Source organism: Nonomuraea sp. AD125B, assembly GCF_041402765.1.
Lineage (GTDB): Bacteria > Actinomycetota > Actinomycetes > Streptosporangiales > Streptosporangiaceae > Nonomuraea > Nonomuraea bangladeshensis.
On record NZ_JBGLOU010000004.1, the window covers coordinates 482,685 to 503,254 of the forward strand.

Annotated in this window: 14 protein-coding genes; 8 read left to right on the forward strand and 6 right to left on the reverse strand. The window is 70.4% G+C overall.

Going from position 1 to position 20,570, the window contains the following annotated elements; all coding sequences use genetic code 11:
- Positions 1-122 precede the first annotated feature (122 nt).
- From ACBR40_RS14250 to ACBR40_RS14260, 3 genes are all read left to right on the forward strand, one after another.
- Complete coding sequence (locus ACBR40_RS14250) at positions 123-593, forward strand: ATP-binding protein (RefSeq protein ID WP_371248950.1); 471 nt, start codon at positions 123-125, stop codon at positions 591-593.
- Between the two features lie 112 nt (positions 594-705).
- Positions 706-1,605 (forward strand): dihydropteroate synthase, encoded by a 900-nt coding sequence (gene folP, locus ACBR40_RS14255; RefSeq protein ID WP_371248951.1) that lies wholly within the window; start codon positions 706-708, stop codon positions 1,603-1,605.
- A gap of 10 nt (positions 1,606-1,615) precedes the next feature.
- The gene (locus tag ACBR40_RS14260) at positions 1,616-2,017 is read left to right on the forward strand and encodes a DUF1992 domain-containing protein (protein ID WP_364462077.1); all 402 of its coding nucleotides are present in this window, start codon (positions 1,616-1,618) and stop codon (positions 2,015-2,017) included.
- A 136-nt stretch (positions 2,018-2,153) separates the two neighbouring features.
- On the opposite strand, the gene ACBR40_RS14265 is transcribed toward ACBR40_RS14260, so the two are convergent.
- Positions 2,154-4,505: a glycoside hydrolase family 6 protein gene (locus ACBR40_RS14265; protein ID WP_371248952.1), complete on the reverse strand. Its 2,352-nt coding sequence runs from the start codon at positions 4,503-4,505 to the stop codon at positions 2,154-2,156.
- A gap of 317 nt (positions 4,506-4,822) precedes the next feature.
- Between ACBR40_RS14265 and ACBR40_RS14270 the strand changes: the two genes are divergently transcribed.
- Entirely contained in the window at positions 4,823-7,723 is a 2,901-nt protein-coding gene (locus tag ACBR40_RS14270; protein WP_371248953.1) for a glycoside hydrolase family 48 protein, read from the forward strand.
- Positions 7,666-10,248: a glycoside hydrolase family 9 protein gene (locus ACBR40_RS14275; RefSeq protein WP_371248996.1), complete on the forward strand. Its 2,583-nt coding sequence runs from the start codon at positions 7,666-7,668 to the stop codon at positions 10,246-10,248. The genes ACBR40_RS14270 and ACBR40_RS14275 overlap by 58 nt, the downstream gene beginning before the upstream one ends.
- 133 nt (positions 10,249-10,381) lie before the next feature.
- On the opposite strand, the gene ACBR40_RS14280 is transcribed toward ACBR40_RS14275, so the two are convergent.
- Both ACBR40_RS14280 and ACBR40_RS14285 read right to left on the reverse strand, forming a co-directional pair.
- Positions 10,382-10,915, reverse strand: a complete 534-nt coding sequence (locus tag ACBR40_RS14280) for a hypothetical protein (RefSeq protein ID WP_371248954.1) — start codon at positions 10,913-10,915, stop codon at positions 10,382-10,384.
- A complete protein-coding gene (locus ACBR40_RS14285) occupies positions 10,912-11,973 on the reverse strand; it encodes a lytic polysaccharide monooxygenase (RefSeq protein ID WP_344213447.1) in 1,062 nt (353 codons plus the stop codon). The genes ACBR40_RS14280 and ACBR40_RS14285 overlap by 4 nt, the downstream gene beginning before the upstream one ends.
- Positions 11,974-12,238: 265 nt before the next feature.
- On the opposite strand from ACBR40_RS14285, the gene ACBR40_RS14290 reads away from it, so the two are divergent.
- Positions 12,239-13,318 (forward strand): cellulose binding domain-containing protein, encoded by a 1,080-nt coding sequence (locus tag ACBR40_RS14290; RefSeq protein WP_371248955.1) that lies wholly within the window; start codon positions 12,239-12,241, stop codon positions 13,316-13,318.
- Between the two features lie 114 nt (positions 13,319-13,432).
- Here the strand turns inward: ACBR40_RS14290 and ACBR40_RS14295 are convergent, their stop codons facing one another.
- From ACBR40_RS14295 to ACBR40_RS14305, 3 genes are all read right to left on the reverse strand, one after another.
- Positions 13,433-14,722, reverse strand: coding sequence for a serine/threonine-protein kinase (locus tag ACBR40_RS14295; protein ID WP_344213443.1), 1,290 nt, complete (start codon positions 14,720-14,722; stop codon positions 13,433-13,435).
- On the reverse strand, positions 14,709-15,680 hold the full coding sequence (locus ACBR40_RS14300) for a LacI family DNA-binding transcriptional regulator (RefSeq protein WP_344213441.1): 972 nt from the start codon (positions 15,678-15,680) through the stop codon (positions 14,709-14,711). Before ACBR40_RS14300 ends, ACBR40_RS14295 begins: the two co-directional genes overlap by 14 nt.
- Positions 15,681-15,906: 226 nt before the next feature.
- Complete coding sequence (locus ACBR40_RS14305; protein WP_344213439.1) at positions 15,907-18,039, reverse strand: transglycosylase domain-containing protein; 2,133 nt, start codon at positions 18,037-18,039, stop codon at positions 15,907-15,909.
- Between the two features lie 363 nt (positions 18,040-18,402).
- On the opposite strand from ACBR40_RS14305, the gene ACBR40_RS14310 reads away from it, so the two are divergent.
- Together ACBR40_RS14310 and ACBR40_RS14315 are read left to right on the forward strand one after the other, a co-directional pair.
- The gene (locus tag ACBR40_RS14310) at positions 18,403-19,518 is read left to right on the forward strand and encodes a hypothetical protein (protein WP_344213437.1); all 1,116 of its coding nucleotides are present in this window, start codon (positions 18,403-18,405) and stop codon (positions 19,516-19,518) included.
- Positions 19,515-20,537: a hypothetical protein gene (locus ACBR40_RS14315; protein ID WP_344213435.1), complete on the forward strand. Its 1,023-nt coding sequence runs from the start codon at positions 19,515-19,517 to the stop codon at positions 20,535-20,537. The genes ACBR40_RS14310 and ACBR40_RS14315 overlap by 4 nt, the downstream gene beginning before the upstream one ends.
- Positions 20,538-20,570 lie beyond the last annotated feature (33 nt).

Genomic DNA, 20,570 nt, shown 5'->3' on the forward strand with positions numbered 1-20,570 from the left:
CCCGGACCGGTTTCCGCCAGGTCCTTCGCCTCGATCTTCCCGATCTGAGCCAGTGCGGCGGAGGCGGCACGTCCCCGCCGCCCGGGCGCCGGCGCGTCCAGGCCAGGTCGGAGGAGCCTGCCATGCGCACCCTTCTGACCCAGCCCTTCACGCTCCAGGACGTGACCAGGCTCCGCCGTACGGTGGCCGAGAAGGCCGAGCACTGCGGGCTGAGCGGTCCCCGCCTGGACGACTTCGTCCTCGCCGTGCACGAGTCCGTGGTCAACGCCGTCGAGCACGCGGGCGGGCACGGGCACTTCAAGCTGTGGACCGTGGACGGCGTGATCCGCTCCGAGACCACCGACCGGGGCGAGGGCATCCCCGACGGGTACGTCGCCGGCGACCACCGGCCGTCCGACATGAGCTACGACGGCCGCGGCATCTACCTCATCCGCCGCCTGTGCGACATGGTGGACTTCAGCACCGGCCCCCTCGGCACGACGGTCCGCATCACCATGCGGCTGCCGAAGGCCGCGGGGCACGCCGCGCGGGGCCACATGCGACGCGTCCGGGTCGCGGGCCAGGCCCATCCGCCCGGACGCTTCACCGCCTGAGCCCGCCGCCCGCAGCGCCGCCCGCAGTGCCGCCCGCAGCGCCGTCCTCAGCGCCGTCCTCAGGGGCCCGCCGCCCGGTGGTGCCCGTGTAGCGGCAGGTAGGGTCGGAAGGGTGAGCCGCGAGCAGCCTTCCCCCGCGATCATCGCCCCGGTCCGGCGCATCGGCCGGCGGGAGTTCGACTTCGCGCGCCAGGTCGCCGTGATGGCGATCGTCAACCGCACCCCCAACTCCTTCCACGACCAGGGCCGCACCTACGCGCTGGACAGCGCCGTCGCGGCGGCCAGGCAGGCGGTCGACGACGGGGCCGACTGGGTCGACATCGGCGGTTTCGCCTTCAGCGCCGCGCAGGCCGAGATCGGCGCCGCCGAGGAGATCGACCGGGTCGCCCCCGTCATCGCCGAGGTCCGTGCCGTCACCGACGCGGTCATCTCGGTCGACACCCACCGCCCCGAGGTCGCGCGGGCGGCGATCGAGGCCGGCGCCGACGTCATCAACGACACCAACGGGCTGCGCGAGCCCGGCCTCGCCGAGGTGGCCGCCGCCACCGGGGCCGGCGTGGTGGTCACCCACAGCCTGGGCGGCCCCGGCCGGCGGGTCTTCCGGCCCAGCTACGACGACGTGGTGGCGGAGGTGGCGGGCTTCCTGCGGGAGCGGGTGGCGTACGCGCTGGAGGCCGGCATCGCGCCCGCCAAGATCATCATCGACCCCGGCCACGACCTCAACAAGAACACCTTCCACTCGCTGGAGCTGACCCGCCGCCTGGAGGAGATCACCGCGATCGGCTACCCGACGCTGGTCGCGCTGTCCAACAAGGACTTCATCGGCGAGACCCTCGACCGGCCGCAGGGCCGGCGGACCGAGGGCACCATCGCCGCCAACGTCGTCGCCGTGCTCAAGGGGGCGCGGATCCTGCGGGTGCACGACGTGCCCGCGACCGTCGCCGCCGTACGCATGACCGAAGCCGTCCTCGGCTGGCGTGCCCCCCTCGCGCCCAGCCACAATCTGGCGTGAAGGAGCGCACGTGAGCGACCGCAAGCCGATCGGGATGCCCTTCGAGAGCTGGGTCGACCGGCAGATCCGCGAGGCGGAGGAACGCGGGGAGTTCGACGACCTGCCGGGCGCGGGCAAGCCGCTGCCGGGGCTGGACAAGCCGCAGGACGACATGTGGTGGATCAAGCAGAAGGTGGAGAGCGAAGGGCTCGCCATGCCGCTGCCGCCCACGCTGGCGCTGCGCAGGGACGCGGAGGAGGCGCTGCGGGAGGCGCGCGGGGCGCGCACCGAGGCCGAGGTGCGGCGCGTCCTGGAGGCGGTCAACGAGCGGATCCGCGAGGCGATCAGGACGGGGCTGTCGGGGCCGCCGCTCAACCTGATGCCGTTCGACGTGGACGAGGAGATCTCGGAGTGGCGGCGCGCCCAGGGGTGACCCCCATGGGAACGGGGCCCGGGCGCGACGGCCCGGACCCCGGTCCGGTTGCTGAGGGGCCCGGGTCAGGCGGGTCCCTCTGGCCGGCCGGAGCCCCGGGTCAGGCGGGGTCCCGGCCGGCCGGGTTCAGGTGATCTCAGTTGACCGGCGGGTAGGCGTTCGCCAGCAGCTCGCGGAACTGCGCCGAGAACCACTGGCCGGAGAGCGGCGCGTCGCCCTTGGCGCCGGACATGTTGTTGCCGTTGAGGCTGTTGCCGGTGTACGTGGGGTCGCACATCCGGTCGAACCTCTTGCCCTCGTCGTTCGGGATGTCCCGGCTGGCGCCGTCGGACTCGCCCGGAGGCTTGATCCAGACGTAGGCGTCGAGGCCGGCGACGGGGGCGGCGGTCGGGCGGGCGCCCAGGCCGGCGCCGGCCTGGTTGCACCAGTTGCCGGCGTGGATGCGCCGGTCGACGCGCGAGCCGTTCACGAACTCGTCCACGTTGAGCGAGGAGCTCGGCCCGGACGGGCGGGCGCTGCCGCCCCAGCCGTTGCGCGAGGTGTCGATCAGCATGCCGAGCCCGGAGCGGAAGCCCTTGGCGATCAGGGCGGTGCGCAGGGCGAGGGCGAAGGACTGCTCGTCCACGTACCAGTTCCAGTCCACCCACTTGGACTGGCGGACCGAGACGTTGTTCACCATGGTGTTGACGGTGAAGTGCGGCTCGGTCGTGGCCCCGTAGTTGGCGGTGTTGACGATGAAGCCGTCCACGCTGTCCACGCCGGCGGCGGTGCCGGCGACGGTCTCGTAGAAGAGGTTGACGGAGGGCTGGAAGTTCGAGTCCCAGCCGAGCCACGCGTGGTGGGCGGCGTCGATGTAGGTGTAGACGTTGGGGATGGCGTGGAGCTTGTCGAGCGCGTACCGGACGCCGTCACGGTAGCCGCCGGGGCCGTTGGCCTCGCGGCAGTCGGCGAAGTTGTTGAGGTTGGTGACGAGGTTCGGCAGCGAGTCGGGCTCGATGATGGTGACGATGCGCAGGTTCGCGTAGGTGGAGTCGCGGAGGATGGCCGCGATCGGGTCGATGTACTCCGTCTTGTAGCGGTTGAAGCCGTCCTGGGAGATGCGCAGCTCGCCGTTGGAGGCCAGGGCGGAGCAGTCGCGGTTGGGCAGGTCGTAGATGACGACCTGGATGGTCAGCGGCGTCGAGCCGTTGGCGGCGTCCTGCCGGACGGCCTCGTCCAGGTGGGCGCGCAGGCCCATGGCGCTGCTGGAGCCGGCGATGGCGGCGATGCGGTCCATCCACACGGCGGTGGAGGTGTTCGCGACCGCCGAGCCGCCGGGCTCGGCCGCGGCCTTGGCGCTCCAGTTGGGGTTCACGTAGCCGGTGGCGCCGGCGTACGGGTTCTCCACGTGGGTGGGGGTGGGGCCGCCGTCGTCGTCGGCCTCGGTGGCGGTGACCGTACGCGAGGTCAGGCCGGTGGAGGCGACGGTGAACGTGCGGCTGCCGTTGGCCGTGTCGGAGTCCTGCGCGGCGGCCAGGGTGACCGTCTGCGGGGTGTTCCAGTTCGACGTGGTGAAGGAGAGCGAGGCGCCCGAGCTGACGGTGAGGTCGGCGTCGCCGCTGCCCGCCGTCGTGGTGACGGTCACGCCGGAGGAGGGCTGGGCGGCCAGGCGCACGGTGAACGTCCCGGTCGAGCCCTCGGGGACGGTCACCGAGGTCGGCGTCACGATGATGGACTGCTCCACCGTGGCGTCGTCGTCCACCTCGGTCGCGGTGAGCGTGGCGCCGGTGACGCCGCTGCCGCCGACGCTGAAGCTCGCGGTGCCCGCGGTGGTGTCGGCGTCCTGGGCCGCGGCCAGGGTGACCGTCTGCGGGGTGTTCCAGTTGCTCGGGGTGAAGGTGAGCGAGGCGCCGGAGCTGACGGTCAGGTCGGTGTCACCGCTGGTACGGGCGGTGGTGACGGTGACGTTCGAGCTGGGCGCGGAGGAGAGGCGCGCGGTGAACGTGGCCGTCGAGCCCTCGTTGACCGCGACCGAGCTGGCCGACAGCACCACGGACGGCGTGACCGGGCCGGTGCCGCCGCAGCTCACGCCGTTGACGCTGAACGACGTGGGGTTGGGGTTGGTGCCGGTCCAGGTGCCGTTGAAGCCGACGGAGACCGAGGCGCCGGTCGCGAGGCTGCCGTTGTAGGGCATGTTCGTGCCGGTGACGCGGGTGCCGCTCTGGCTCCAGTTGGCGCCCCAGCCACTGGGCGTGTACTTCTGCCCGGTGGTCGGGTAGTCGAAGGCCAGCGACCACGACGAGATCGGGTCACCGGTGTTCTTCAACGTGATGTTCGCGGTGAAACCGCCCTGACCAGGGCTGCTCGTCCACGAGTTGGCAGAGTAGGTCACGTCGCAGGCGACCGCGGCGTTGGCGGCCGTGCCCTGGCCGGCGACGAGTCCTAGGGCCGCGACACTCGCGGCGGTCACGGTCACGGCCCATTTGCGGAGGCCGCGTTGGAGTCTCACGAGCGATCATCTCCAGTGCTAGGTGGCTGGGAGCGCTCCCATCGTGAGCCGCCGTCGGGTTGCTGTACAGAGGGAGGTCCGCGCGCCGCCGCCGGGGGGCCCGCATGCTCCGTGAATGCCCTCTAACGATGATGAAACTTTCATCTAGGGCAGGCAGGTGAGAGGAAACAGAGGGGTTACCGGGCGGCCATTTCGTTGACATACGCCGGAGCACACCCACAATCCCGATTGGGAGCGCTCCCACACCCCTACTCCCTGGAGACCCCGTGAAATTCAGACCTCCGCCCCTTCTGACGCGCTTATCGAGGCGGCTCGCCGTGGCCACGACCCTCGTCCTCGTGGCCGGCGCGACCACGGCCGTGGCGGCCGCCCCCGCCCAGGCCGCGGTCTCGTGCGACGTGACGTACGCGGCCAACCAGTGGACGAGCGGCACGAACCAGGGCGGCTTCACCGCCAACATCACGCTGAAGAACACCGGTGACCCCATCACCTCCTGGACGCTCGCCTTCGACTACCCGACCACCGGGCAGAAGTACACACCGAGTGGCTGGGGCGCCAACTGGAGCCAGAGCGGCACCCGCGTCACCGGCACGAACATGCCGTGGAACGGCAGCCTCGCGACCGGCGCCTCCACCAACATCGGCTTCAACGGGACCTGGACCGGCAGCAACCCCAGCCCGACGTCGTTCACCGTGAACGGCGTCACCTGCGGCGGCACCGGCCCGACCGCGCCCACGGTCTCGCTGACCTCGCCCACGGCCGGGCAGACCTTCACCGCCCCCGCCACCGTGCCGATCGCGGCCGACGCCGCCGACGCCGACGGCACGATCGCCAAGGTCGACTTCTACCAGGGCAGCACGCTGCTCGGCACCGACACCACCTCCCCGTACAGCTACAACTGGACGAACGTGGCGGCCGGCAGCTACTCGATCACCGCCCGCGCCACCGACAACAGCGGCGCGGCCACGACCTCCTCGCCGGTCGGCATCACCGTCTCGCCGCCGAGCACCGGCCCGGCGCTGGTCGTCAGCCCGACCACGCTGTCGGTGCCCGAGGGCGGCACGGCCGCCTTCGGCGTCAAGCTGTCGCAGGCGCCCTCCTCCAACGTGACCGTCAGCGTGGCCCGCGCCAGCGGCGACGCCGACATCACGGTCTCCGGCGGCGCGAGCCTCACCTTCACGCCGTCGAACTGGAACACCGCGCAGAACGTCACCCTGGCGGCCGCGCAGGACTCCGACACGACCAGCGGCTCGGCCGTGATCCGGGTCAGCGCGAGCGGCCTCACGCCGGTCGACGTGACCGTCAGCGAGGCCGACGACGACGTGGGCGGCGACAACACCTACGTGCAGCGCTTCGTCGAGCTCTACAACGAGATCCACGACCCGGCCAACGGCTACTTCTCGCCGGACGGCGTGCCGTACCACTCGGTCGAGACGTTCATGGTCGAGGCGCCGGACCACGGGCACGAGACCACGTCCGAGGCCTACAGCTACTACCTGTGGCTGGAGGCGACCTACGGCCAGGTGACCGGCGACTGGTCGAAGTTCAACGCCGCCTGGGCGTCGATGGAGAAGTACATCATCCCGGCCACCGCCGACCAGCCGACGAACTCCTTCTACAACGCGTCCAAGCCGGCGACGTACGCGGCCGAGCACAACTCGATCAGCAACTACCCGTCGCAGATCGACTCCGGCGTGTCCGTCGGCACCGACCCGATCGCCAGTGAGCTGCAGACCGCGTACGGCACCCGCGACATCTACGGCATGCACTGGCTGCTCGACGTCGACAACACCTACGGCTTCGGCCGCTGCGGCGACGGCACCACCAAGCCCGCCTACATCAACACCTACCAGCGCGGCCCGGAGGAGTCGGTCTTCGAGACGATCCCGCAGCCGTCCTGCGACACCTTCAAGCACGGCGGCACCAACGGCTACCTGGACCTGTTCATCAAGGACGCCTCCTACGCCAAGCAGTGGAAGTACACCAACGCCCCCGACGCCGACGCGCGCGCCGTCCAGGCCGCCTACTGGGCGCTGACCTGGGCCAAGGCGCAGGGCAAGTCCGCCGACGTCTCGGCCAGCGTGGCCAAGGCCGCCAAGATGGGCGACTACCTGCGCTACGCGATGTACGACAAGTACTTCAAGAAGCCGGGCTGCACGAGCACGAGCTGCGCGGCCGGGACCGGCAAGGACGCCTCGGCGTACCTGCTGTCGTGGTACTACGCGTGGGGCGGCGCGACCGACTCCAACGCCGGATGGGCCTGGCGCATCGGCTCCAGCCACAACCACTCCGGCTACCAGAACCCGTTCGCGGCCTGGGCGCTCGCCAACGTGGCCGAGCTCAAGCCCAAGAGCTCGACCGGCGCCTCCGACTGGAGCACCAGCCTCAACCGGCAGCTCCAGTTCTACAAGTGGCTGCAGTCCGACGAGGGCGCCATCGCCGGCGGCGCGACCAACAGCTGGGAGGGCCACTACGCCAGCCCGCCGAGCGGCCTGCCGAAGTTCTTCGGCATGACCTACGACTGGCAGCCCGTCTACCACGACCCGCCGTCGAACCAGTGGTTCGGCTTCCAGGCGTGGACGATGGAGCGGGTGGCCGAGCTGTACAACCAGACCGGCAACGCCAACGCCAAGGCCATCCTCGACAAGTGGGTGACCTGGGCGCTGGCCAACACCACGATCAACGCCGACGGCACCTACCAGATGCCCTCGACGCTGCGCTGGACCGGCCAGCCGGCCGGCGACTTCAGCTCGCCGACCGACGTCCCGCCGGCCAACCCCAACCTGCACGTGACCGTCGTGGACCACACGACGGACGTGGGCGTCGCCGGCGCCTACGCCAAGGTGCTGATGTACTACGCGGCGCGGGCCAACCACACCGAGGCGAAGAACACCGCCAAGGCCCTGCTCGACGGCGTCTGGAAGAACCGCGACGCCAAGGGCGTGTCGGTGCCGGAGACCAAGACCGACTACAACCGCATCGACGACCCGGTGTACGTCCCGGCCGGCTGGAGCGGCAAGATGCCGAACGGCGACACCATCAACTCCAGCTCGACCTTCATCTCCATCCGCTCGTTCTACAAGAACGACCCGGACTGGCCGAAGGTGGACGCCTTCCTCAAGGGCACCGGCCCCGCGCCGGTGTTCAACTACCACCGGTTCTGGGCGCAGGTGGACGTGGCCGTCGCCCTGGCCGAGTACGGGCGGCTCTTCCCGTGAGATCCGCAAGGAAAGCAGCGCTGATCGCTGCGGTGTCGCTGGTCCTGCCCCTGGTCACAGGGGTAGGGCCGGCGGCCCCCGCCGCCCACGCGGCGCCCGCCTACAACTACGGCGAGGCGCTGCAGAAGTCCCTGTGGTTCTACGAGGCCCAGCAGTCGGGCGACCTGCCCTCCTGGAACCGCGTCTCCTGGCGCGGCGACTCGGGTCTCAACGACGGCAAGGACGCCGGCCTGGACCTGACGGGCGGCTGGTACGACGCGGGCGATCACGTGAAGTTCGGGCTCCCGATGGCGTACAGCGCCACCATGCTGGCCTGGGGCGCGGTCGAGTACCGCGACGCCTACAGCTCCTCCGGCCAGCTCACCCACCTGCTGAACAACCTCAAGTTCGTCAACGACTACTTCATCAAGGCCCACCCGTCGGCCAACGTGCTGTACGGGCAGGTCGGCAACGGCGGCACGGACCACGCCTGGTGGGGTCCGGCCGAGGCGATGCAGATGGCGCGGCCGGCGTACAAGATCGACGCCTCGTGCGGCGGCTCCGACCTGGCCGGTGAGACGGCGGCGGCGATGGCGGCCTCCTCGATGGTCTTCAGGCCGACGAACGCGGCCTACGCCGACACGCTGCTGACGCACGCCAAGCAGCTCTACTCCTTCGCCGACACCGTGCGGAGGAAGTACAGCGACTGCATCACCGACGCCCAGGGCTACTACAACTCCTGGAGCGGCTACAACGACGAGCTGGTGTGGGGCGCGATCTGGCTCTACCGGGCCACGAACGACGCCTCCTACCTGGCCAAGGCCGAGGCCGGCTACGACAATCTGTCCAACGAGCCGCAGAGCACCACGAAGTCGTACAGGTGGACGCTGGCCTGGGACGACAAGTCGTACGGGGCGTACGTGCTGCTCAGCAAGCTCACCGGCAAGCAGCGCTATCTCGACGACGCCAACCGCTGGCTCGACTGGTGGACGGTCGGGGTCAACGGGTCGAAGGTGGCGTACTCGCCGGGCGGGCAGGCCGTGCTCGACCGCTGGGGCTCGCTGCGGTACGCGGCCAACACCGCGTTCGCGGCGCTGGTGCACAGCGACTCGATCAGCGACGCCACGCGTAAGGCCCGCTACCACGACTTCGCGGTCCGGCAGATCAACTACGCGCTCGGCGACAACCCGCGCAACTCGTCGTACATGATCGGGTTCGGCGCCAACCCGCCGAAGAACCCGCACCACCGCACGGCGCACGGCTCGTGGACCGACCAGATCACGAACCCCGAGCAGACCCGCCACACCCTGTACGGCGCGCTCGTCGGCGGCCCGCCCGACCCGAACGACGCCTACACCGACAAACGCGACGACTACGTCATGAACGAGGTCGCCACCGACTACAACGCCGCCTTCACCGGCGCGCTGGCCCGCCTCCACAAGGAGTACGGGGGCACGCCCGCGGCCAACTTCCCGCCCGCGGAGACGCCGGACGGTCCCGAGATCTTCGTCGAGGCGGGCGTGAACGCCTCCGGCACCAACTTCACGGAGATCAAGGCCATCGTCCGCAACCAGTCGGCCTGGCCCGCCCGGGTCCTGTCCGACGGCTCGTTCCGCTACTACTTCACGCTCGACGGCTCGACGACGCTCTCGCAGATCAGCGTGTCGTCGGCCTACACGCAGTGCAAGGCGCCCACCCTCGGCTCGCTGGGCGGCGGCGTGCACTACGTCAACATCGACTGCTCCGGGCAGGTCATCGCCCCGGCCGGGCAGTCGCAGCACCGCAGGGAGGTGCAGTTCAGGATCAGCAGCGCGGGCACGTGGGACCCGGCCAACGACTGGTCGTACCGGAACATCCCCACCACGCCCGGCGCGACGCCGGTCCGCACCCCGAACATCACCCTCTACAGCGGCGCCACCAAGATCTGGGGTGAGCCCCCGGGTCCGGAGGAAGAGGACGACACCCCGCCCAGCAAGCCGGGCAGGCCCGCGGCATCCGGGATCACGGGCTCCACCGCCAGGCTGACCTGGACGGCCTCCACGGACAACGTGGGTGTGTCGGGTTACGACGTCTACCTGGGGTCCACCAAGGCAGGCACGTCCCCGACCGCCTCCTTTGACCTGACGGGGCTCACCCCTTCCACGTCCTACTCGGCCACCGTGGTGGCCAGGGACGCGGCGGGCAACACCTCGCCGCCCTCGGACGCGGCCACGTTCACCACCACGGACACGACGACGCCGCCCCCGGGCGGCTGCCAGGCCACGTTCAAGGTGACGAACTCGTGGGGCGGCGGCTTCCAGGGCGAGGTGACCGTGAAGAACGCGGGCACCGCGGCCATCAGCGGCTGGACGGCCTCCTGGACCTCCCAGAACGCCATCACCCAGGTCTGGGGCGGGAAGCTCACGCAGTCCGGCTCCACCGTGACGGTGCGGAACGAGAGCTACAACGGCGCCCTCGCCGCCGGCGCGAGCACCACGTTCGGCTTCATCGCGAGCGGCGCGGCGAGCGTCCCCGACCCGGTGACCTGCGCCTCGGGCACCGGCTGAACACTCAGGCCGTCCGCTGCGTATGAGGAGGTGAGGCCACAACTTCATATCCCTGCCCGATGAACCATCCCCGCCCGGATGGGACGGACGCGGTCGATTCCTCCAGTCGGCCGCGTCCGTTTTTCATGGGGGTTCAGCCCTGGCGGCGGTTGACCTCCTGCGCGAAGCGCTCGCGGGCGAGGTCGATGAACGACTCGTCGGCGAACTCCTCCTTCAGCGCCTGCGCGTGGTAGCGCTCGGGGATCAGCCGGAGCACGTGGTCCCGGTAGCCGGGTCCCGGCGCGGGCACCCGCACCTGCGGCGGGATGCTGATCTTGACGGCGATCGGGCCGGAGGCGCGTACGGACTGCGCCCAGTCCGTGCCCTCGCCGGTCACCGCGCACAGGTGACGGGCGTAGACCCAGGTGACCTCGACCAGCGACTTCGCGTCCGGCGGTTCGACGCCGAACGGCTCCACCGCGCAGATGACGCGCGTGTCGAGGGTGCCGTGGCCGTGGGCGTGGTGCTCGTCCGGCGAGGACTCCTCAAGGATCTTGGTGACCTGCGCGGAGAGCTCTCGATCGAGCTGCGACGACGGCTGCCTGCCGGCGAAGAACATCACCCCGGCCAGGCTCAGCCCGGCCAGGGTGATGATCGCCGCGATGAGCCCGCGACGGGTCTTGATCACGGGCTGGTGCAGGTCAGGGTCGGGGCGGGGTTCGGGACCGAGCCGGTGGCGTTGAACCCGAACGTGGTGGTGGCGTTGGGGGCGAGCTGGCCGTTGTAGGTGGCGTTCTTGACCTTCACGTTCGGCGGCTGACCGCTCAGCACGCCGTTCCACGGCGAGCCGTCGAAGCCTTGACCGCCGCCGTAGGTCCAGGAGACCGTCCAGCCGTTCAGGCTGGAGGTGCTGGTGTTCTTCACCGTCACCTCACCCTGGAAGTGGCCGGCCCAGCCGGTGTCGGTGGCCTTCCACGTCGCCGTGCAGGCGCCCGGCGTCGGCGTGGACGTCTGCGTCGGCGTGATGGAGGGGCCGGGCGTGCTGCCGTTCGGGCCGACGCCGGTGACCTCGCCGTTGCCGCCGTCGAAGACGACGTCGGAGCAGCTGTAGAAGTTCTCGTTGCTGTCCGAGCGGATCCAGTGCGTGTAGATGATGTGCCGGCCGGTCTTGCCGGACGGGAGCTGGCTGTTCCAGTAGTAGTAGTTGAGCGCGCCGGCCGGGCCGGTGTCCGGCGGGTTGGTGACGCTGCCGAACGGCTCCAGGTCCGACCACTTCAGCGGCCCGTTCGGGTTCCAGCCGTTCTTGGTGATGTAGTAGTTGAACGAGCCGGGGTGCTTGGCCCAGTTGCTGTGCCGCATCTGGATGGTCGCGCCCGAGGTCAGGTGGGTCACGGGCCAGTCGGAGCGGACCGCGTTGTAGGCCGAGAAGTCGTACGGCCCACCGGTGCCGCCGCTGCAGAGCTGGCCGTCGGGGATGAACCCGGAGGTGCGGCCGGCGCCGTCGGAGCGCAGCACTGCGAACCAGTTGTAGAGGGGCGTGCTGCCGCTCTGGGCAACGGCGGCCGCGCAGGCGGGGTTGTAGGGGAGGATCTGGCCGTTCTCCCGCAGGCCGTCCTGCCAGCACAGGAACGTCCGGCCGCCCGGCACCATCATGACGCCGTGCGCCTGTGCGGGGTTGGGTGCGATGAGGATCGTGGTGATCAGAACCAGGACGGCGGCGATCGCCGTCCGCTTCACTGCTTTCATGTGGGCTTTCCCTTGCGCTGACGACAGAGGAAACTGCCCCACGACCCAGCCCGCCCGGCCAGCGCCAGTGAACCACGCGCCGGGCCGTTCCGACAACGCGCCGTGAAACTTTCAGCCGATCATGGTCATGGTTTCCCCTGGTAGCCGCATAGCGGCAGGTGGTAATTACATGCGCGCTCTTGCCGCTTCATGGAACGCCGGGGAGCCTCGCTGAATGGGAGCGCTCCCACGTATCCTGTTCTCCGAGAAGCGGGAGCCACATGTCATGAGGAACGCGCACACCCATCTGCTCATCGGGGCGATCCTGGCGCTGCTCGCCGGCTGCCTGGTCGCCGCGCCCGCCCAGGCCGCCCCGGTGCTGTGCGACAAGTACGCCTCCACCACCGTCCAGAACGGCCGCTACGTCGTCATGAACAACGTGTGGGGCGCCGACACCGCCCAGTGCATCGACGTCAACCAGAACGGCGGCTTCACCGTCACCCAGGCCGCGCACAACAAGCCCACGAACGGCGCCCCGGCCTCCTACCCGGCCGTCTACGCGGGCTGCCACTACGCCACCTGCAGCACCGGCAGCAACCTGCCGATGCAGGCGAGCTCGCCGTCGTTCGGCTCGCTGCGCACCTCCGTGAGCATGACCTACCCGAGCGGCGGCGTGTGGGACGCCGCCTACGACATCTGGTTCGATCCCACCCCGCGCACCGACGGCCAGAACACCGGCGCCGAGATCATGGTCTGGCTCAACCGCATGGGCTCGATCCAGCCGGTCGGCTCCCAGATCGGCACCGTCAACCTGGCCGGCGGCACCTGGCAGGTCTGGTACGGCAACATCGGCTGGAACGTGATCTCCTACGTGCGCACCTCGCCGACCGCCTCGATGGACTTCACCATCGACACGTTCCTGAGCGACGCCATCGGCCGCGGCTACGCCCAGCGCTCGTGGTACCTCACCAGCGTCCAGGCCGGCTTCGAGCCCTGGGTCGGCGGCGCCGGCCTGGCGGTCAACTCCTTCTCCTTCGGCTCGGGCGGCTCGAACAGCGGAGGCGGCTGCACGGCCGCCGCCACCACGCAGTCCCAGTGGCAGGGCGGCTACGTCATCCAGCCGGTCACGGTGACCAACACCGGCTCGGCCACGAAGAACGGCTGGACGGTGACGTTCACGCTGCCCGCCGGCCACACGATCACCGGCTCGTGGAACGCGACCCTCAGCGTCAGCGGCTCCACGGTCACGGCCAGGAACGCGGGCGGCAACGGGACCCTGGCGCCGAACGCCTCGACCAGCTTCGGCTTCCAGGCGACCAGGCCGGGCGGCAACTCGCAGGTGCCGAGCGGCTACACCTGCGCATGAGATCCGCGCGGGCGTGCTTGAGCGAGGGGCACGGGCCGCGCGGAGGAGGGGTACGGCTGGTGCTGCCGTACCCCTCCGTCAAATGCAATCCGTCAAATGCAATCCGTCAAACGCTCAGTCCCGTTCCATCGCCTGCTCGATGTCGTCGAGCCGGGCCTGCAGCTCGCTCAGGCAGGCCGGCGCGAGCCGGCCCTCCCGCAGCCGGTCGGAGAGCTTCTGCCGCAGGTTCTGCGTGGTGGTCGCGTACGGGCCCCGCGGCACCACCGTGGTCTGGAGCACCTGCTTGAGGTCGAGGACGACGTCGGCGTCGGTCGCGCCGCACGGCGTACGGGCCTCCAGCACGCTCTGGAACCGGGTGACCGCCTGCTCGACCGTGACGGCCGAGGCGGGGCTGCTCTCCATGTAGCGGGCGGTGACGCCGGCCGACGGCTCGGCGACCACCCGCTCCTGCTGCTGCTGTGGCGGCGGCGTGGCGGACGGCTGCTGGACGACGGCCCGCTGGATCCCGGTCTGCTGGAACCACAGCAGCGCCGAAAGCGCGACCGCGGCAGATCCCACCACGGTCACGCCCCGGCGTACGTGCCGGCCGACGGAGGCCGCGCCCAGCGCGGAGTTGAGCCCCGCGACGATCTCCGCCGCCGTGGGCCGCTCCTCCGGCCGGTGCGCGAGGCAACGCTGGCAGAGCGAGGCCACGGCGTGCGGCACCCCGGGGACCCGCGGCGGGGGAGACGTGCGGCGGGCCGCCTCGATCTCCTCCCACGTGGTCTCCGGGTACGGCGTGCGCCCCGTGAGCATGGTGTGCAGCAGCACGCCCAGGGCGTAGACGTCCACGGCGGGATGGGTGGGCGCGCCGAGCAGGCGTTCGGGGGCGACGTACGGCGGGGTGCCGCGGTCGTCCTCGGGGTCGCCCGTCCACGCCGCGATGCCGAAGTCGAGCAGCTTCGGCCCGTCGTCGGTGAGCAGCACGTTCTCGGCGGTGACGTCCCGGTGGACCAGGCCGCGCGCGTGCCCGGCCATGAGGACGCGGGCCAGGCGGAGCGCGATGGCCGCCGCCTCGGCCCACGGCAGCGGTCCCTGCTCGATGCGGTCGGCCAGCGGCGTGCCGTCGAGCAGCGGCATCACGACGTAGGCCGCGAGGGAGCCGTGCGGGGTCACGGTCTCCCCGTAGTCGTAGATCTCGATGGTGTCGGGGTGGAGGAACCTGGCGGCGGCACGGGCCTCGCTGCGCACGCTCACCCGCTCACCCTGGTCGGTGTGCAGGGAGGCGGTGAGCACCTTGACCGCGATCATCCGGTGCAGTGACTGGTCGAAGGCACGCCAGATGATCGACATGCCGCCTCTGGCCAGCGGATCCAGCAGCAGATACCGCCGGGCCAGAACGTCCCCTGGCTCAAGCCGTCTCACGGACGACCAGTTCCGTGGGCAGGACGGGGTCCACTCCCGCCGCCCCTGTGAGGAGCAGCCGGGTGGCCACCGTGGCCAGTTCCTCGACGGGCTGGCGGATGGTGGTCAGCGCGGGGACGGTGTGCTTGGCCACCGGCGCGTCGTCGAACCCGATGACCGCGACGTCGGCGGGCACCTTGCGCCCGGCCCTGCGCAGCGCCTGGATCGCGCCCGCGGCCATGAGGTCGGAGGCGACGAACACGGCGTCCAGCCCTGGAGCGTGACGTAACAACCACTGCATCGCATGCGTGCCCGATGCGGCGGTGAAGTCGCCGTAGGCCACCGGCACGTCGGGGGCGCCGGCCGCCTGGAGGGTGCGGACGAGCCCTTCGAGCCGGTCGCGGGCGGCCGGCAGCGACGGTGGGCCACCGATCGCGGCGACGTTGCGGCGGCCGGTGAGGAGGAAGTGCTCGGCCGCCTGCCGTCCGCCGTCGAGGTTGTCGACGTCGGCGTACGGCAGTTTGAGGTCGTGGGGCGGACGGCCGATGTTACGGACCGGAATGCCCGAGGTGGACAGTTTGATGGCCAGCGGGTGACGTTCCCGGGCCCCGATGATGAGCACCGCGCCGGACAGCGCGGGGAGGATCGAGGAGGTCGGGGTGACGGTGGTCACCATGAGGTGGGTGCCGTGCTCGGCGATCACCGCGCCGGCGGCGGACAGGAGCCTGGCGTAGTAGGGCTCGGAGAACAGTCGGGGAAGATGGTCACAGATAACGGCGGTGACGCCGTCGGCGGTGGTTTTGGCTGCCGCGCCCCTGGGCGCCCGATGGCGGACGTAACCCATCCGGGAGACGGCGTCGTAGACTTGGCGGCGGGTCGAGGTACTGACCCGCACCGAGCCCGTGAGGACTCTTGAGGCGGTCGCGGGGGAAACCCCTGCAGCGGCCGCCACCTGTGCCAGTGTGGGCTGCTCGGTCATGGAGCACCTCGCGGAAAGATCCTGGGAGCGCTCCCAACGTTACCAACGTTTCGCCGTTGTTAATAGGGCCTTTGCTGAGAGTGCGTCCGGTTGTGCGGACGCTTCCGGAATTTGCGGAGCTAGCGGCGGTGGTAACCCTCGGAGTTTTTGTTCCGAGGGTTGATCACCGGCATATTTCCATGTCCGATTTGTCGTATCCGACCTTATGGAAAAGAACCCTTGCCGCTCAGCCGTCCTCGCCGCCGAAGCGGACGTCGAAGCCGTCGCCGTCGTCGCCCGGCTCGGGCTCGACCGGCTGACGCGGCGCGCAGCTCGACCCGCACCCGCCGAACCTGGAGCTGTTGACCGGGGTGAAGTCCGTCGGCGGGACGCCCTTCAGCGCCTCGATCATGGTGTCCTTCCAGATCGGGCCGGGGATGGAGGCCCCGAAGACCGAGCCGTAGTACTTGCCGCCGATCGTGATGTTGTTGAGCTTGTGGGTGACCGCGCCGCGCGGGTCACCGATGCTGACCGCGCCCGCGAGGTCCGGCGTGAACCCGGCGAACCAGGCGGTGGCCTGCGAGTCGGTGGTGCCCGTCTTGCCCGCCGCAGGGCGGCCGATGCCGCCGACGCCGCGCATCGTGCCCTTGGTGAACACGCCCGACAGGATGTTCGCCGCCGCGTCGGTCACCTCGGGGTCGATCGCCTGCTTGCACTTCGGCTTGTACGTCGTGACCTTGCCGTTGCGGTCCTTGATCGAGCTGATCGCCATGGGCGCGCAGTACTTGCCGCGCGCGCCGATCGCCGCGTAGGCGTTGGCCACGGTCACCGGGTCCATCTCGTTGATGCCGAGCGTGAACGTGGAGTATTCCTGCAGGGGCAGGCCGTCGGAGCGCTTGATGCCGAGGCTCTTGGCGGTCTTCACGACATTGCAGAGCCCCGCCTTCTGCTCCAGCATCATGAAGAAGGTGTTGACCGAGCCCCAGGTGCCGGTGGCCAGCGACTTGAAGCCGCCGCCGCCCTCGTCGTTGGTGACGGTGTGGCTCGGGTCGGCGATGTTCTCGCCCTTGCAGTTCTTGAACGTCGAGTAGTAGGGGGCGCGGTAGCCGCTGCCGACCGTGAACCCGTCGTTGATCTTCATGCCCTGGTCGAGCGCGGTCAGCAGCGTGAAGGTCTTGAACGTCGAGCCGGCCTGGAAGCCGACGCCGCCGCCGTGCACCGCGTCGGCGACCACGTTGTACGACATTTCCTTCTTGCGCTTGTTGGTGCCGTACGCGCGGCTGGCCGCCATCGCCTTGATCGCGCCCGTGCCCGGCTGGACCAGCGCCTCGGAGGCCACCGGGTTGTCGCTGGCGAAGACGTGCTTCTTGATGGCCCGCTCGGCCGCCTTCTGCATCTTCGGGTCGATCGTGGTCTTGATCGTCAGGCCGCCGCGGTTGAGGAACTGCTCGCGGGCCTTGGCCGTCTTGCCGAAGTCGGAGTTGCTGAGGATCTCGTTGCGCACGTACATGCAGAAGTACGGATACGTGCTGGCGCCGCACCCGCCGGGGATCGCGGTGTTCTTCCAGCCGAGCTTCTTGGACTTGGCCTCCTCGGCCTCCTCCGGCGTGATCTTCTTCAGCTCGGCCATCCGGGCGAGCACCACGTTGCGCCGGTTGAGCAGCTTCGCGCGCTGCTTCTTGCCCAGGTTGGGGTCGGTGGCGTTGGGGTCCTGCACCGCGCCGGCCAGGGTGGCGGCCTGCGACAGGGTGAGCTTGTCGGCGCTCACGCCGAAGAAGCGCTGGGCCGCGGCCTCCACGCCGTACGCGCCGGCGCCGAAGTAGGCGATGTTGAGGTACTTCTCCAGGATCTGGTCCTTGGTGTACTTCTTCTCGACGGCCATCGCGTACCGCAGCTCCTTGAGCTTGCGGGCGTAGCTGGCCTCCAGCGCGGCGTTCTTCTCCTTCTCGGTGGTCGCCGAGTTGAGCAGCACCTGCTTGACGTACTGCTGGGTGATCGACGAGCCGCCCTGGGCGATGCCGCCGGAGGCGAGGTTCTTGGCCAGGGCGCGCATGGTGCCCTCGATGTCGATGGCGCCGTGCTCGTAGAAGCGGTAGTCCTCGATCGCGATGATGGCCTTCTTCATCACGTCGGCCACCTGGTCGAGCGTGACGTTCTCGCGGTACTGCTCGTAGAACCAGGCGATCTCGTTGCCCTTGGCGTCGAGGACGGTGGTGCGCTCGGCCAGCGGGGGCTCCTTGAGCTCCTCGGGTTTGATGCCCAGATCCTCCGAGGCGCCGACGAACATGGCTCCCGTGCCACCTACCGCGGGCAGTGCGATGGCCGCGGCCACCACGCCGGCCGCCACCGCCGCCGCGGTGAGACGCGCGATACCTGACATGCGGGAACCCATGCGGAAATTCCTCCCCTTCGTGGCAATAGGGTGCATCCTAAACCCGGGCATGGCGTGCTCCATGTAAAACGTTGGACCACGGCGACGGCCGGTTGGTTCGCTCCCGGCCCTCGTGACTTCCGGCACATCGTGCGGGACGACACGGTTCCTTCTGGTTCCCGTCAGGCGTCGGCAAAACGTCGTCGCGGCGCAGGGGCGGACGTAGGGCCCTCTGGCAGCCTCTACCAGGGCATATCTACCTGCCCCGTTGGAGGTCTCATGCATCGTGTCGGAGATGGCGGGCAATTCGATCGGTTGCTCCGCGCGGCCCGTACCTACTGGGGAGACAGTCCCGGTGGCGAGCGATGCGTCGTGGCGGAGGTGTTCGACCAGGACATCAGGGTCGTCGTGCGGACGCTCATGGTCGCCAAGGCCGTGTGCGACGCCGCCGCGGCGCGGCTGGTCGTCCACGGCGACCCGGAGTCCCGGCAGCTCGCCGAGGTGTTCGGCGCGGCGGCCGACCCCCAGCCCGAGACGCCGCCGGTCGCCCTGGTGACCGGGCGGGTGGACCGCGACCTGCCCAGGGACATCCCCGTCGTGCACGTGCACGGCACCGGCACGCTCCAGGCGTACGCGCTGTTCCCCGACGACGGGCCGAGGTCGTTCGAGGACGAGCTGCCCGGCCGCGTGGCGGCCTTCTTCGAGCAGTACGTCTGGCCGAACCGCGAGATGATCAGGCCCAGCGCCGAGCGGGTGGCCTGGCAGGCCAAGAGCGGCTACCAGGTCCGCACCGACACCGAGCGCCGCCAGCTCCGCGCCTACGGCTGCGCCCGCCTCGGCCTCGACCCCGGCCTGCCCACGATCACGGTCGCCGCGCACGCGCCCGGCAGGGACACCGAGCTGTTCGAGACCACCGCGCGCTTCGCCGCCGCCGAGGAGTCCGCCAACTGGCTGTTCGTCGACCCGATCGCGCCCGATCACCGGCGCGTGCGCTCCGGCCTCGGCGAGCTGTCCACGAACCTCCTGTGGAGCCTCACCGACGTCGCCGTCAGCTTCGAGGACAGCGACCTGCCCGCCTTCGGCATCCCCGTCATCCAGTCCGGCTTCTCGGCGGGCGCCCACTGCGGCGCCACCCATCTGGCGCGTACGGCGTCGGACCAGGTGCGGCTGCTGGAGGAGGCGGTCGCCACGCACGCCAAGGGCGAGACCATCCTCGGCCCCGAGCAGCGCGAGCGCGCCCGGCTGTGGCTGTGGATGCGCCGCTGCGGCGCGGACGTGCCCACCCAGCTCCTGCCGCACTGGGCGCACGGCGCGGACTACCCGCGCGTGCTGGCGGTCAACCTTCGCTACGTCGAGCGCGACGGCGACCCCCTCTTCGGCGCGGTGCACCGCATGTGGGAGCGGCGTGAACCCCTGCTCACCCGCTTCGACTTCCGTCATCCGGCAGGGCTGTCCGCCACTCTCACCCCCGCGAGGAGCAACCGTTGAACAACGTTGGGTCCGGCACCGACCTCGACCAGGTGATCCTGCCCGCGATCCCGCCCGCGCACCTGCGCAGCGGCCAGATCGCCGCCCTCCAGGTGACCGACCGGCTGCATCGCGGCTCGCAGATCATCGGCCGGTTCGAGACCTCGGGACTGGCCGGCTTCAAGATCGCCGCGCAGGGCCGCCCGCTGCGGGTGCGCATGTCCCTGTCGGTGGACGAGCACTCGGTGAGCGGCTGGCACAACGGCGTCACCGAGGCGGCCGCCGCGCTGCCCCGGCTGGTCCAGATCCGCTCGCAGGGCCGGCTGCGCCAGTGCGTGCTGCTGCGCGGCCGCCGCTCGCACGCCCAGGTCGCCTTCGACCTGTCCGCCGACGAGATCCCCGACGACGGGCTGATCTGCGTCGAGGCGCTCGACATCATGGAGGGCGACGGCGTCAGCCCCGAGGTGCGCGAGCTGCTCGGCGGCCGGATCCTGACCGACGGCGTGGCCGGGCTGCGCCTCGACAAGATCGTGTTCGAGGAGCCGCCGGCGGCCGACTTCGACACCGACCAGCTCGACGGCTGCCGCTGCGAGGTGGGCTCGCTGATCAGCGCCGGCGGGCTGGTCAACCTCAACCGGCAGGGCACCCGGCAGCTCCGCTCCAACCTGTTCCTGGTCAACCCCGCGCTGCGGCACACGTTCGGCTCCAGCGGCTACCTCACCCTCCGGCTCGGCACCAAGGCGGAGCCGGCCGCCGTCATCCCCGCGACCTGGCGGCGGATCAACAGCGAGCTGCGCTGGCTGCGGCACGCCACCAGGAAGCTCGTCCGGGCCGCCGCCCCGCACGTGGAACAGGTGCTCAGCATCAGGGACGGCGACCTCGGCGTGCCCGAGCAGCGCCCCCAGGGCAACCTCACCGAGCTGGAGCTGCCGTGCCCGGCCGGCTCACCGCTGCTGGTGGTCCTCACGCCCGTCCCCGGCGTGGTCCCCACGCTGGAGCAGGCCACTGTCAGCGGGACGCGGCTGTCCGAGCGGGGATGAACAGGTAAAACGGCGATCACCTGTGAAAACGCC

What these genes read in the sequence shown, in the direction of transcription:
- ACBR40_RS14250 (WP_371248950.1), top strand. Translation starts at nt 123, where the DNA reads ATGCGCACCCTTCTGACCCAGCCCTTCACGCTCCAGGACGTGACCAGG.
- ACBR40_RS14285 (WP_344213447.1), bottom strand. Translation starts at nt 11,973, where the DNA reads ATGAAAGCAGTGAAGCGGACGGCGATCGCCGCCGTCCTGGTTCTGATC.
- ACBR40_RS14290 (WP_371248955.1), top strand. Translation starts at nt 12,239, where the DNA reads ATGAGGAACGCGCACACCCATCTGCTCATCGGGGCGATCCTGGCGCTG.
- ACBR40_RS14300 (WP_344213441.1), bottom strand. Translation starts at nt 15,680, where the DNA reads ATGACCGAGCAGCCCACACTGGCACAGGTGGCGGCCGCTGCAGGGGTT.
- ACBR40_RS14305 (WP_344213439.1), bottom strand. Translation starts at nt 18,039, where the DNA reads ATGTCAGGTATCGCGCGTCTCACCGCGGCGGCGGTGGCGGCCGGCGTG.